We start from the raw sequence: 11992 nt of genomic DNA on the forward strand, positions 1-11992 counted from the left end.
ACGCCGCCGCTACGCGGCCTCCGGCGCAAGCCGGAGGTCATCATTGCTGTCTTGCTGCCGTAACGGACGGGGGATCGGACCTATGGCAACCCTGGGACTCCTGGGCTTTGGTGAAAATGGATGGGGCGCGCTGCTCCTCGTCGCGACGCTGATGACACTCGCCGTCACCGCGACGGCGCTATTGATCGGGGCCGTGCTCGGCACGATCATCGCCTCGGCGAAATTGTCCGGCAACTTCCTGCTGGTCACCATCGGCAACATCTATACGACCGTCTTTCGCGGTGTTCCCGAGCTTCTGATCATCTACCTGATCTATTTCGGCGGCTCGTCGGCGGTTACCGCGATCGGCCGATCGCTGGGCTATGAGGGCTTTCTCGGCCTGCCGTCCTTTGCGGCCGGTGCGCTTGCCGTCGGTATCATTTCCGGCGCCTATCAGGCCGAGGTCTATCGCGGCGCATATCTCGCGATCTCCAAGGGAGAGCTCGAGGCCGCCTCGGCAATCGGCATGCACCGCATGATGCGGCTTCGCCGGATCATCATGCCGCAGGTTCTGCGCTTTGCCATTCCGGGGCTCGGCAATGTCTGGCAGCTGAGCCTGAAGGACTCGGCGCTGATTTCGGTGACCGGTCTTGCGGAGCTGATGCGCACAAGCCAGGTCGCCGCCGGCTCCACCCGCCAGTATTTCCTGTTCTTCATCGCCGGCGGCCTGCTTTACCTGCTGCTGACCAGCCTGTCCGACCGCATCTTCAACGGCGCCGAGCGGCGCGCCAACCGCAGCCTGGCGCCGGCTGCCATGGGGCAGGCGTGATGGATATCGAGTTTCTCACATCCACGATGGTCACGCTGCTGAAGGCCGTTCCGACGACCCTCATGCTGTTTTCATTATCGATCTTCTTCGGCGGCTTGCTGGCCCTCGTCATCGTCTCCATGCGCGTCAGCGGCAATCCGATCCTTTCCGGTTTTGCCAAGGGCTACATCTTCGTGTTCCGCGGCTCGCCGCTGCTGATCCAGATGTTCCTGGTGTTCTACGGGCTCGGTCAGTTCGGCTTCATCCGCTATTCCTTCCTCTGGCCGTTCCTGCGCGAGCCGGTCGTCTGCGCGGTGCTGTCGCTGGCGCTCTGCACTGCCGGATATTCGGCGGAAATCTTCCGCAGCGGCATCCGCGCCGTCTCGCCGAAGGAGATCGAGGCGGCCCGCGCCATCGGCATGTCCGGCTTCCTGATGGTTCGCCGCATCATTGCGCCGATCGCCTTCCGCCACGCGCTGCCGGCCTATTCGACCGAGATCGTGCTGATGATGAAATCGACGGCGCTGGCGAGCCTTGTGACGGTCTGGGAGGTGACGGGCGTTGCACAGCGCCTGATATCGCAGACCTACCGGACGATGGAGGTCTTCCTCTGCGCCGCGCTGATCTATCTCATCCTGAATTTCCTCATCCTGCAGGCCATGGCCCTGCTCGAATATTCGCTCTCCAAACACCGCCGCGCCGTTCCGCCGGCACTCAAGGCTTAAGGAGCAAATCACCATGCCCGGTGTGACCCGTCTTTCCGTTCGCAACATTCGCAAGAGCTTCGGCACGCATGAGGTTCTGCGCGGTATCTCGCTTGAGGCGCAGGATGGCGATGTGATCTCGCTGCTCGGCGCTTCGGGATCCGGAAAATCGACCTTCCTGCGCTGCATCAATCTTCTGGAGACCGCCAGCGATGGCGAGATCTGGGTGGATGGCGAGCAGATCCGCATGGTGCACAAGAATGGCCGCGCGCGTCCGGCGAGCCAGAAGCAGGTCGATCATATCCGCTCGGAACTCGGCATGGTGTTCCAGAGCTTCAATCTCTGGTCCCATATGACCATCCTGCAGAATGTCATCGAAGGTCCCGTTCACGTTCTCAAGCGCCCCAGGGCGGAATGCATCGCCGAGGCCGAAGTGCTGCTGGAAAAGGTAGGCATCGCCGACAAGCGCCATGCCTACCCGGCGCATCTTTCGGGTGGCCAGCAGCAGCGCGCCGCGATCGCCCGGGCGCTTGCCATGAAGCCGAAGGTCATGCTCTTCGACGAGCCGACCTCGGCCCTCGACCCGGAACTGGTCGGCGAAGTTCTCCGCGTCATGCGCGCGCTCGCCGAAGAGGGGATGACGATGCTCGTCGTCACCCATGAAATGAGCTTTGCCCGCAACGTTTCCAACCGTGTCGTCTTCATGCGAGAGGGGCTGGTGGAAAGCAGCGGTTCGCCGGACGAGATGTTCGGCAGCGGCGCAACACCCGCCTTCCGCCAGTTCATCGGTCACTTCGGAACCGGTCAATGAGCATCGTCGTTGCAGACCACCTTTCATGGCGGGACGTCGCCAGGGTCGGCGACGGGGAGACGCTGTCCGTCTCGAAGGAAGCCGCAGCGCGGCTTGCCACTGCCAGCGCGATCGTCGAAAGCATCGTTGCGGCGGGAACCCGCGCCTATGGCATCAATACCGGCGTCGGCGCGCTTTCCGATACGGTTGTCGACCGGCAATCGCAGAGCCGTCTGTCCCGAAACATCATCCTGAGCCACGCCTGCGGCGTTGGCCCGCTGCTGGCACCACGCGAAGTCCGCGCCATCATCGCCGCGCAGATCGCCAATTTCGCCCATGGGCATTCGGGTGTCCGTCCGGAGATCGTCGCTACGCTGGCCGCGTTTCTCGAGCATGATTGCAATCCCGAAGTGCCCTCGAAGGGATCGGCGGGCTATCTCACCCACAATGCCCATACCGCGCTGGTGCTGATCGGCGAGGGCTATGCGACGATCAAGGGCGAGCGCAAAGCCGGACGCGAGGCGCTTGCCGCGATCGGGCTGCAGCCCCTGGTGCTGTGCGCCAAGGAAGGGCTGAGCCTTGTCAACGGAACGGCTTGTGCGACTGGCCTGCTCTCTGTCGCTCTCGGCCGCGCCGAGCGTCTGCTTTCCTGGGCCGATGCGGCGGCCGCTCTGACGCTCGAGGCCGTTGGCTGTCAGATGGCGGCTTTCGACGAGGCCGTCCTGGCTTTACGGCCATCTAACGGAATTGCGAAGGTCGGCGCCGGCCTGCGCGCGCGCCTTGCCGGTAGCGATCTGATCTCCAAGGCCGTCGGGAAGCGCACGCAGGATGCGCTCAGCCTGCGCGCCGTGCCGCATGCGCATGGCGCTGCCTGGGATGTCTTCGAGCAGACCGGCGCGATCGCCGATCAGGAGCTGGCTTCCGTCACCGATAATCCTGCTGTCTCGGGCACCCCCGAAAATCCTGTCGTCTCTTCCGAAGCGCATGCCGTCGCTCCAGCGCTCGCTCTCGCGGCGGACAGCCTCGCAATCGCGATCGCCCAGCTTTCGGCAATGAGCGAGCGGCGCACGGACCGCCTCGTCAATCCGCTGGTGAGCGGCCTGCCTGCTTTTCTTGCCAGCGATGCCGGCAGCCATTCCGGCTTCATGATCGCCCAATACACCGCGGCGGCGCTCAGCAACGAGAACCGCCGCCTGGCCGCGCCGGCCGCAACGGATGGCGGCATCACCTCGGCCCAGCAGGAGGATTTTCTTGCGCACCCGACGGCGGCGGCAAACAAGCTGCTGGCCATCATCGACAATGCCGAGCATATCCTGGCGATCGAGCTGATGGCGGCAGCCCAGGCACATGATTTCCTGACGGAGAGCGGAACGCGCGCCAAGGGAACCGAGGCGATCCATTCGGCCATCCGCTCGGTGATTGCCCATTACGAAGATGACCGCCCGCTCGGCGCGGATATCGAGACACTGAAATCCCTGATCGCCGCGCAGATGCCGGCGCAATAATGCGAGAGACGAGAGCGATGCCCGCAGAATTCGATGTTGCCATCATTGGCCTCGGCGCAATGGGCAGTGCTGCCGCGGCCTTCGCCGCCTCGCGCGGCGCCAGGGTGATCGGCATCGAAGCGCATTATCCGGCGCATGCGCTAAGCTCTTCGCATGGCGACAGCCGGTTGATCCGGCTCGGCTATTTCGAGGACCCGTCCTATGTGCCGCTGCTGAAGCGCGCCTATGAGAACTGGCGGGCGCTGGAGGCGCGGCTCAGGGAAGAGATCCTGACGGTGACGGGCGTTCTCCAGATCGGCCGTCCCGACAGCAAGATCGTCAGCGGCACGCTCGCCTCCTGCAAGATGCACGGCCTGACGCATGAGCTGCTCGACAAGCACGAAATGGCACGACGCTATCCGGCCTTTGCGCTCGATGATGACGAGATCGGCCTCCTCGATCCGCAAGGTGGCTATATCCGCCCGGAAGCGGCGATCATGGGCTTTCTCAAGCTTGCGGCTGGTGATGGCGCCGAACTGCATTTCGGCGAACGGGTCGAGGCCATTTCGCCGGATGCGGACGGCGTCACCGTCATCTCGGCCAATGGCCGCTACCGCGCCAGAAAGGTGATCGTCGCGACGGGAGCGTGGATTGCCGAACTCGTTCCGGAACTCGTCTCGAAAGCGCAGCCGATCCGTCAGGTCGTCGCCTGGTATCAGCCGGAAGACGGCTTCATCGCCCAGCCCGGCCGGATGACCTGCTTCCTGCGCGACGACGGCGAAAACGGCTCCTTCTTCGGCTTCCCGGCGATCGGCGCCGACGGCGTGAAGATCGGCCGCCACGCGCATTTCCGCGAGCCGATCGACCCCACGCTGCCCAATCCGCCCGTCAACGACGCCGATACCGAGCTGCTCGACACTTTCGCCCGAAAGCGCCTTCCCAAGGCTGCCTCGCATCGCATCCGTGCCACGACCTGCCGCTACACGATGCTGCCGAGCGAGGACTTCCTCATCGATTTCGTCCCCGGCAATCGCAACGTCGTCGTCTCCTCCGCCTGCTCCGGCCACGGCTTCAAATTCACCAGCGTCATCGGCGAAATCCTTTCGGACCTCGCCCTCGACGGCGGCACCAAACTGCCGACGTCGCTCTTCTCGTTCGAACGGCATTTTCCGAAGGGATGATGGTGCCGCGCTCCAGCCGGCACCATTATCAGCCTCAAGCGCTTGCCTTCTGCCGATAGGCGGAAATGGTGAGCCAGATGGCCGAGACGAGGAAGTAGAAGGCGCCGAAGGCGGCGTAGGGGGCGATGTCGAGGATCGATGGCGGCATGGCGCCCAGCGACTTGCCGATCATGAATCCACCCGCGAGCGCCGATTGGGCGCCGCTGAGGATCATCGCCCACTGGGCGCCGTAGGAACGCCAGCGGCGGACACCCGTATAGAGCTGCAGCAGGCCCGACAGGATCGCCCAGACGCCGAAGACGGCGAGGACCGCGTAGCTGTCCTTCATGACTGCGACGATGACGACGATGGTCATGATCGTGCTGGTCGCGACGTTCAGGCTCTGCGACCTATTTGCCGCCAGGCCGCCATTGGCGCGGGCATCGATCAGATTGGCGAGTGCATCCCAGGCCGGATAGATGACGAGCAGCAAGGCGGCGATGGCCGGCTGGCCTGCCGCCAGGATCGCTGCACCCACCCAGACAACCGAGAAAGCCGCACGGGCGTAATAATAGGACCGCAGCCAGCTCGACTGCGCCGACGATTGAACTTGCATGATGAAATCCTTATGTTGATGCCTTCCTACTAATAGGTAGGCTAATTATGGATGTCAACAGATCGTTTCAGTAGGTTGGTGATGGCAGCGTTGACTGGCCATCCTACTAGCAGGTAGGTAATCGGGATGAACCAGATGACGACAGCAGACGCGATCCTCGATCACGCGCAGAAACTTATCGTGGCAGGCGGCTATAACGGCTTCAGCTACGGCGATATTTCAGATGCCATCGGCATCCGCAGGGCGAGCATCCACCACCATTTCCCGACCAAGGCGCGCCTGGTCTCGGTGCTCGTCGAGCGCTATGTCGGCCGCGCCCGCGAGGGACTGGAATCGATCAAAACGCATGTCGACGATCCCGCAGCGCAGATCGGCGCCTATCTCGATTACTGGCAGCAATGCGTAACGGATGGTGCTCAGCCCTTCTGCGTCTGCGCCATGCTGGCGAGCGAAATGCAGATGCTGCCCGACGAAGTCGCGGCGCAGGTCCGCCGGCATTTCGCAAACCTCTCGGAATGGCTGGCTTCGGTGCTGCAGTCCGGTGTCGAGAAGGGCGTGTTCCGCCTCAAGGGGTCGCCGGAAGAAGAGGCGCAAATTCTGATGGCGGCGGTTCACGGCGCCTTGCTGTCGGCGCGCGCCTTTGCCGATCCGGATATCTTCCGCGCCATCATGCGCCCGCAGATGGAACGGCTGCGCCCGGTATGATGCCGGCCGGAGAGGCTGTGGCGTCTGCCACGTTCCTCTCCGGCCGGTTATGTCTTCAATTCGTCAGGACGAGATCTTGTCGCCGGTCTTGGTCTCGAAGTCGGAGGCGTCATGGCGCTCGCGAAGCTGCTCTGAAGGCTCTCCGAAGACGCGGTTGACCATACGGCCGCGCTTCACGGCAGGGCGGGCAGCGATCTCGGCCGTCCAGCGCTGCACGTTCTTGTAGCTTTCGACTTCGAGGAAGGTGCCGGCTTCGCCATAGGCCTTGCCCTGGGCAAGGTTGCCGTACCACGGCCAGATGGCGATATCGGCGATCGAATATTCGTCGCCCGACATGTAGCGGTGGGTGCCGAGATGCCGGTCGAGGACGTCGAGCTGGCGCTTGACCTCCATCGAGAAGCGGTCGATCGCATACTGGATGTGGATCGGAGCATAGGCATAGAAATGGCCGAAGCCGCCGCCGAGATAGGGCGCCGAGGCCATCTGCCAGAAGAGCCAGTTCATGGTCTCGGTATGGGCCTTGTGTTCCTGCGGCAGGAAGGCGCCGAACTTGCGGGCGAGATAGAGCAGGATCGAGCCGCTTTCGAAGACGCGGGTCGGTTCGGCCGTCGAGCGGTCGAGAAGTGCCGGGATCTTGGAGTTCGGATTGACCTCGACGAAGCCGGAGCCGAACTGGTCGCCGTCACCGATCTTGATCAGCCATGCGTCATACTCGGCGCCCTTGTGGCCGGCCGCCAGCAGCTCTTCGAGCATGATGGTCACCTTGACGCCGTTCGGCGTTGCCAGCGAATAGAGCTGCAGCGGATGCTTGCCGACCGGAAGCTCTTTGTCATGGGTAGGACCGGCGATCGGCCGGTTGATATTGGCAAACTGGCCGCCATTGCCCTTTTCCCACGTCCAGACCTTGGGAACCTGGTATCCGGCGGGAAAATTGTCGGCTGGATTCTTGTCGCTCATTCTCGCTATCCTCTTGATTTATCGGCACGGACCATAGCGCAGGCCGCCGCCGGGGGCAGTCATTTCTTTTGGACGATCGATATCAGGCCGTCGCCGTCTATCGAAGGTTCGACGGACATATAGTCATTGATCGACGGATAATCAGGGAGGTGCAGATCGTGGCCGGCCGCCGTGATCACCATGACGGATGCGCCGGCTGCGGCACCCGCCTGAACGCCGGCTTCGACATCTTCGAAAACCAGGCATTGCGAGGCGGCGACGCCGACTTTCTCCGCGCCGAGAATATAGCCCTGCGGATTGGGCTTGCCGACCGAAACATCCTCGCTGGTCACCATATAGCGCGGCACGGTGAGGCCCGCAGCGGCAAGGCGGCGCAGAGCCAGGGCCTTGGTCGATGAGGTGACGATCGCCCAGCGCTCCGGAGGCAGCGCGGCGAGGAAAGCGGCGGCACCGGGGATTGCGACGACGCCCTCGACATCCTCGATCTCGGCCTGCGTGATTTTCTCGGCTTCCGTCTCGGGATCAACACCCGGCAGGCCGAGCTGACGGATGGTGTCGACGCCGCGCTTTCCGTGCATCGTCGGAAGAAACTTCACCGGATCGAGCCCATGGCGCTCCGCCCATGCGCCCCAGACGCGCTCAGCGGCCGCCGTCGAGCTCAGGATCGTGCCATCCATATCGAACAGGAATGCCGCAAACTTCTTGCCGGGTTCGGGAAACATCTTGGCTCCTTGAATTGCGTAGAGGGTCCGGGGGATATCACCCGGTGATACGGCCGAGCACGCGATTGAGCGCCTGCGTCAGCGCCGCGGCTCCACCCTTGTCCTTGAAGTCGCGCAGGACCTGCTCGTTCAGCCCGCCCGCGGTTGCGAATTCACGGCTCATCTCCTGAAAGTCGACGTGGCTTCCGGCAAGCACAGCCGTTTCAGACAAGCCCGCAAAGAGTGGCGCGAGATAGGCGCGGCCTTTTTCGGCTGGCAGTCCCTTGGTCTCCAGCCATTCCGTCGTCTGCTGCATGATGCCGAAATAGGTCGCCATCAGCGCACTTGCTGCGGCAAGCAGATCATATTCCTGCTTGGTCTCGCATTCGACGGCATTTCCCATCAGGTTGAAGATCGCGGCCGTCCGCGGATCCGGCGGGTAGACGGCGGTTACGCCGCTGCGCCTGGCGACGAAGGGCAGGGGGATCGCCTGCGTCAAGCGTACATCGGCACCGATCCAATCCAGAAGCGCGTCGCGCCCTGTCGCGGCGATAACGCTGATGACCGTCTGGCCGTCCCGGAAGCGAAGCGGGCGCACGACTTCCTCGGCGACTTGTGGGCGGATGGCCAGCACGACGACATCGCAGCTATCGACGATATCCTGATTGTCGTCGCTGACACGCACAGCCGGAAAATCGGCGGCAAGCTTGGCCGAAATCGCCGTGCTGCGAGAGGACACTACGGCTTGCACCGCGGCGGCAGGCTCGATCAGAAGACCGCGCACCATTGCGTCGGTGATGGCGCCTGTTCCGATAAAGCCGATGTTCTGCGGGAGGGACATGCTCGTATGCCGTTGTCAGATAACAGGAAATGTCGGCCGCCGAGGACCGGCAGCCGAGGTCGCGCCGGATGCTAGTGAGAAATCCCGGCTGAGACAACCGTATCCGCGCGCTTTACGGATTGAGACCGGCGCAGCGCGCGGTGTTGAGTACGTGGTTTTCCATTTCCTGGCGGGCGCGCACAGCATCGTTGTCGCGCAGGGCCGCAATGATCCGCCGGTGTTCGGCGATCGAGGCCTTCATGCGGGCGGGCTCGGTGATCGGGATCGGCTGGCGCTGCGTCTCCGTCAGTTGTTCGCGGACCACCTGGTAGAGGGCGCGCATCATGGCGTTGCTGCAGGCCGATGCGATGATCGCGTGGAATTCGAGATCTGCCTCGACATTGGCGAGCAGATCCTGCTTCGCCCAGCAATCCTCCATTTGCTTAGTCGCCGCTTCCATCGCCTGCAGTTGGTTGCCGGTCAGGCGCCCGGCGGCCAACGCCGCGATATTGCCTTCGAGCATGATGCGGGTCTGGAAGACATCGAAGACCGAGTAGCTGTCGGAGTACCGCCAGGGCGCCATGCCGCTGTTTGCGGCGCCTCCGCGCTCGGCGACGAAGGTTCCGCGGCCGGCTTCGGTCTTGATGAGGCCGAGCGTTTCAAGCGTCAGCAGCGCCTCGCGCAGCGATGCGCGGCTGATGCCGAGCTTGGTGGAGAACTCGCGCTGGGAGGGGATCTTCTCGCCGGCGGCGAGCTCTCCGCTTTGGATCATGTCCTGTATCAGGCGTGCCGCCGATTGCGGTACCAATGTCCTGTTGAGCATTCTTTCCATTCTCTCGGCGTGTCGGGTGAGGCCACCCGGATTGTCCCTGCATTTAAATCCATCAGTCGCTTGCAAATGACAAGAGAGCGTGCTTGATTTGGCCTGACTGGTCAGACCGGTTAGACCAATAGCAAAAATGCGCAATACAAAACAAGGGGAACCTAAATGCGTCGTTTTTCGATTTTGAAGACTGTCATGCTCTCCGGCGTCCTGGCGTTCGCCGGAGCCGCCGCCCATGCCGCCGATCTCTCGGTCGGCGCCAATATCGGTAACGTCCCGTGGGAGTTTCAGGACGAGACCGGCAAGACCGTCGGCTTCGAGGTCGATCTCGTCACCGAGGTCGCCAAGCGACTCAACAAGTCCGTCGAGTTCGTCAACATTCCGTTCAACGGTCTGTTCTCTGCCGTTCAGTCGGGCCGCATCAACATGGCGGTCTCCTCGATCACCATCACCGAGAAGCGCCTGGAATCCGTCAGCTTCGCCCAGCCCTATTATGACAGCGACCAGTCGCTGACCGTCATGGCCGCGAGCGGCATCAAGGACCTGAAGGGCATGAGCGGCAAGGTCGTCGGCGTCGATACCGGCTCGACCGGCGACATGTGGGCGACCAACAATACCGCCAAATACAGCCTCGGCGAAATCCGTCGCTTCGAAGGACTGCAGCCGGCGATGCTCGATCTCGCCGCCGGCCGTATCGACGGCTATATCAGCGATATCCCGGCGCTCCAGTATTACGTCAAGGACAAGCCGGAGATCAAAGTCGTCGAGCGCATTCCGACCGGCGAAAAGTATTCGATCATGTTCAACAAGGGCGACCCGCTTGCCAAGCAGGTCAACGACGTGATCACGACGCTGAAGGGCGAGGGTTTCATCGCCAAGCTGCATGAAACATGGTTCGGCGCCAAGGCCGAAGACACGACCTCGACCGTGAAGGTCGAAGACATGCCTGCCGCAAAATAAGGCCGGATGGTCAAGGATACGGATGACGGGTTCGCCCGTCATCCGCCCCGAAACGGCTGATCGGTTTTTCAATGGATATTTTCACGACTTTCTTCAATCTGGCGGTGCTGGAGCGTTCCTTTCCGCTGCTCCTCTCCGGCCTGTGGATCACGCTCGAGCTTGGCCTCGTCAGCATTGTCGGCGGCCTCATCGGCGGTCTGATCCTCGCACTGCTGCGCCTCTACGGGCATCCGGTGATCCAGGCGCTTGCCAAGGTCTATATCGACATCTTCCGCTCGATCCCGCTGCTCGTCCTGCTGATCGTCATCTACTATGCCCTGCCGTTCGTCGGCATCCGGCTCTCGCCCTTCGTCTCGGCAGTCAGCGCGCTGACGCTGGTCTCGACGGCTTACACGGCCGAGATCTTCCGCGCCGGCATCGAGGCCATTCCGCGCGGCCAGTTCGAGGCATCGGAGGCGCTCGGCCTTTCCTACCGGCACATGATGGCAGAGATCATTCTGCCGCAGGCGGTCAAGATCGTCATCCCGCCGCTCACCAACAACTGCATCAACGTCATGAAGGATACCGCGCTGGCGTCCGTGGTGGCGATGCCTGATCTTCTCAAGCAGGCAACCCAGGCTCAGGCGCTGACGGCCAATCCTTCGCCGCTGATCGGCGCCGCGGTCATCTACATCGCCTTCCTCTGGCCGATGGTCATCATCGTCGCCCGGCTCGAAAAACGCTTCAGTGCGGGGAGGCGCAGATGAAAACCATCGTCAACATCCAGAAGCTCGACAAATCCTACGGCGATTTCCAGGTGCTGCACGGCATCGACCTGTCGATTGCCGAAGGCGAGGTGGTCTGCGTCATCGGCCCATCGGGCTCGGGCAAATCCACCCTGATCCGCTGCATCAATCACCTGGAAAGCTTCTCCAGCGAAAGCCGCATCGAAGTCGACGGCATCAAGGTCGAGCGCGGCCGCAACCTTGCCCGGGTGCGGGCCGAGGTCGGCATGGTCTTCCAGTCGTTCAACCTCTTCCCGCATCTGAGCGTCCTGAAGAACATCATGATCGCCCCGATGCGCGTGCGCGGCACGCCGCCTGACGAAGCGGCGCGCAAGGCGAGGGACCTGCTTGCACGCGTTGGTATCACCGAGCAGGCCGACAAGTATCCCGAGCAGCTGTCCGGCGGCCAGCAGCAGCGCGTAGCGATTGCCCGGGCGCTTGCGATGGAACCGCGCGTCCTGCTGTTCGACGAGCCGACATCGGCGCTCGACCCGGAAATGGTCGGCGAAGTTCTCGATGTCATGCGCAAGCTTGCCGGTACCGGTGTGACCATGATCGTCGTCACCCACGAGATGGGCTTTGCCCGGCAGGTCGCCGACCGCGTGATCTTCATGGATGGCGGCCGCATCGTCGAGGCCGGCACGCCGGCCGAGATTTTCGACAATCCGCGCGAGGAACGCACGCGAAGCTTCCTGCGCGCCGTTCTCAATCACTGACAAGA

General features: G+C 62.8%; 14 protein-coding genes. 9 read left to right on the top strand and 5 right to left on the bottom strand.

Annotated elements, in window-relative coordinates; all coding sequences use genetic code 11:
• The first annotated feature begins 82 nt into the window (after positions 1 to 82).
• From ABIE40_RS23910 to solA, 5 genes are read left to right on the top strand one after another with little or no spacing between them, the layout of a single operon-like run.
• On the top strand, positions 83 to 808 hold the full coding sequence (locus ABIE40_RS23910; protein ID WP_112711133.1) for an ABC transporter permease: 726 nt from the start codon (positions 83 to 85) through the stop codon (positions 806 to 808).
• On the top strand, positions 808 to 1512 hold the full coding sequence (locus ABIE40_RS23915) for an ABC transporter permease (protein WP_112711132.1): 705 nt from the start codon (positions 808 to 810) through the stop codon (positions 1510 to 1512). The genes ABIE40_RS23910 and ABIE40_RS23915 overlap by 1 nt, the downstream gene beginning before the upstream one ends.
• 13 nt (positions 1513 to 1525) lie before the next feature.
• A complete protein-coding gene (locus tag ABIE40_RS23920) occupies positions 1526 to 2302 on the top strand; it encodes an ABC transporter ATP-binding protein (RefSeq protein WP_112711131.1) in 777 nt (258 codons plus the stop codon).
• A complete protein-coding gene (locus tag ABIE40_RS23925; RefSeq protein ID WP_199628218.1) occupies positions 2299 to 3786 on the top strand; it encodes an HAL/PAL/TAL family ammonia-lyase in 1488 nt (495 codons plus the stop codon). Before ABIE40_RS23920 ends, ABIE40_RS23925 begins: the two co-directional genes overlap by 4 nt.
• Positions 3787 to 3803: 17 nt before the next feature.
• Positions 3804 to 4946, top strand: a complete 1143-nt coding sequence (gene solA, locus ABIE40_RS23930) for an N-methyl-L-tryptophan oxidase (RefSeq protein ID WP_199628217.1) — start codon at positions 3804 to 3806, stop codon at positions 4944 to 4946.
• 34 nt (positions 4947 to 4980) lie between these two features.
• Here the strand turns inward: solA and ABIE40_RS23935 are convergent, their stop codons facing one another.
• A complete protein-coding gene (locus ABIE40_RS23935) occupies positions 4981 to 5541 on the bottom strand; it encodes a DUF308 domain-containing protein (protein WP_199628216.1) in 561 nt (186 codons plus the stop codon).
• A gap of 126 nt (positions 5542 to 5667) precedes the next feature.
• Between ABIE40_RS23935 and ABIE40_RS23940 the strand changes: the two genes are divergently transcribed.
• Positions 5668 to 6246 carry a TetR/AcrR family transcriptional regulator gene (locus ABIE40_RS23940; RefSeq protein ID WP_199628215.1) on the top strand — a complete coding sequence of 193 codons (579 nt, stop codon included), beginning with the start codon at positions 5668 to 5670 and terminating at the stop codon, positions 6244 to 6246.
• Positions 6247 to 6309: 63 nt separating this feature from the next.
• Here ABIE40_RS23940 and yghU read toward each other — a convergent pair whose 3' ends face one another.
• From yghU to ABIE40_RS23960, 4 genes are all read right to left on the bottom strand, one after another.
• The gene (gene yghU / locus ABIE40_RS23945) at positions 6310 to 7203 is read right to left on the bottom strand and encodes a glutathione-dependent disulfide-bond oxidoreductase (protein WP_199628214.1); all 894 of its coding nucleotides are present in this window, start codon (positions 7201 to 7203) and stop codon (positions 6310 to 6312) included.
• A gap of 59 nt (positions 7204 to 7262) precedes the next feature.
• Positions 7263 to 7925, bottom strand: coding sequence for an HAD-IA family hydrolase (locus ABIE40_RS23950; protein WP_199628213.1), 663 nt, complete (start codon positions 7923 to 7925; stop codon positions 7263 to 7265).
• Between the two features lie 37 nt (positions 7926 to 7962).
• Positions 7963 to 8745: a pyrroline-5-carboxylate reductase gene (locus ABIE40_RS23955; RefSeq protein WP_199628212.1), complete on the bottom strand. Its 783-nt coding sequence runs from the start codon at positions 8743 to 8745 to the stop codon at positions 7963 to 7965.
• Between the two features lie 112 nt (positions 8746 to 8857).
• Positions 8858 to 9547, bottom strand: coding sequence for a FadR/GntR family transcriptional regulator (locus ABIE40_RS23960; protein ID WP_112711123.1), 690 nt, complete (start codon positions 9545 to 9547; stop codon positions 8858 to 8860).
• A gap of 165 nt (positions 9548 to 9712) precedes the next feature.
• On the opposite strand from ABIE40_RS23960, the gene ABIE40_RS23965 reads away from it, so the two are divergent.
• The 3 genes from ABIE40_RS23965 (at position 9713) to ABIE40_RS23975 (ending at position 11987) form a co-directional block, all read left to right on the top strand.
• Complete coding sequence (locus tag ABIE40_RS23965; RefSeq protein ID WP_112711122.1) at positions 9713 to 10507, top strand: transporter substrate-binding domain-containing protein; 795 nt, start codon at positions 9713 to 9715, stop codon at positions 10505 to 10507.
• Positions 10508 to 10578: 71 nt separating this feature from the next.
• Positions 10579 to 11253 carry an amino acid ABC transporter permease gene (locus tag ABIE40_RS23970; RefSeq protein ID WP_199628211.1) on the top strand — a complete coding sequence of 225 codons (675 nt, stop codon included), beginning with the start codon at positions 10579 to 10581 and terminating at the stop codon, positions 11251 to 11253.
• The gene (locus ABIE40_RS23975) at positions 11250 to 11987 is read left to right on the top strand and encodes an amino acid ABC transporter ATP-binding protein (RefSeq protein WP_210341133.1); all 738 of its coding nucleotides are present in this window, start codon (positions 11250 to 11252) and stop codon (positions 11985 to 11987) included. The genes ABIE40_RS23970 and ABIE40_RS23975 overlap by 4 nt, the downstream gene beginning before the upstream one ends.
• The last annotated feature ends 5 nt before the right edge of the window (positions 11988 to 11992 follow it).

It is taken from the genome of Rhizobium sp. OAE497 (assembly GCF_040546565.1).
Lineage (GTDB): Bacteria > Pseudomonadota > Alphaproteobacteria > Rhizobiales > Rhizobiaceae > Rhizobium.

Excerpts from the sequence above, each read along its gene's own strand:
- ABIE40_RS23910 (WP_112711133.1), top strand. The coding sequence starts at position 83 with ATGGCAACCCTGGGACTCCTGGGCTTTGGTGAAAATGGATGGGGCGCG.
- ABIE40_RS23915 (WP_112711132.1), top strand. The coding sequence starts at position 808 with ATGGATATCGAGTTTCTCACATCCACGATGGTCACGCTGCTGAAGGCC.
- ABIE40_RS23920 (WP_112711131.1), top strand. The coding sequence starts at position 1,526 with ATGCCCGGTGTGACCCGTCTTTCCGTTCGCAACATTCGCAAGAGCTTC.
- ABIE40_RS23925 (WP_199628218.1), top strand. The coding sequence starts at position 2,299 with ATGAGCATCGTCGTTGCAGACCACCTTTCATGGCGGGACGTCGCCAGG.
- solA (WP_199628217.1), top strand. The coding sequence starts at position 3,804 with ATGCCCGCAGAATTCGATGTTGCCATCATTGGCCTCGGCGCAATGGGC.
- ABIE40_RS23935 (WP_199628216.1), bottom strand. The coding sequence starts at position 5,541 with ATGCAAGTTCAATCGTCGGCGCAGTCGAGCTGGCTGCGGTCCTATTAT.
- ABIE40_RS23940 (WP_199628215.1), top strand. The coding sequence starts at position 5,668 with ATGAACCAGATGACGACAGCAGACGCGATCCTCGATCACGCGCAGAAA.
- yghU (WP_199628214.1), bottom strand. The coding sequence starts at position 7,203 with ATGAGCGACAAGAATCCAGCCGACAATTTTCCCGCCGGATACCAGGTT.
- ABIE40_RS23950 (WP_199628213.1), bottom strand. The coding sequence starts at position 7,925 with ATGTTTCCCGAACCCGGCAAGAAGTTTGCGGCATTCCTGTTCGATATG.
- ABIE40_RS23955 (WP_199628212.1), bottom strand. The coding sequence starts at position 8,745 with ATGTCCCTCCCGCAGAACATCGGCTTTATCGGAACAGGCGCCATCACC.
- ABIE40_RS23960 (WP_112711123.1), bottom strand. The coding sequence starts at position 9,547 with ATGCTCAACAGGACATTGGTACCGCAATCGGCGGCACGCCTGATACAG.
- ABIE40_RS23965 (WP_112711122.1), top strand. The coding sequence starts at position 9,713 with ATGCGTCGTTTTTCGATTTTGAAGACTGTCATGCTCTCCGGCGTCCTG.
- ABIE40_RS23970 (WP_199628211.1), top strand. The coding sequence starts at position 10,579 with ATGGATATTTTCACGACTTTCTTCAATCTGGCGGTGCTGGAGCGTTCC.
- ABIE40_RS23975 (WP_210341133.1), top strand. The coding sequence starts at position 11,250 with ATGAAAACCATCGTCAACATCCAGAAGCTCGACAAATCCTACGGCGAT.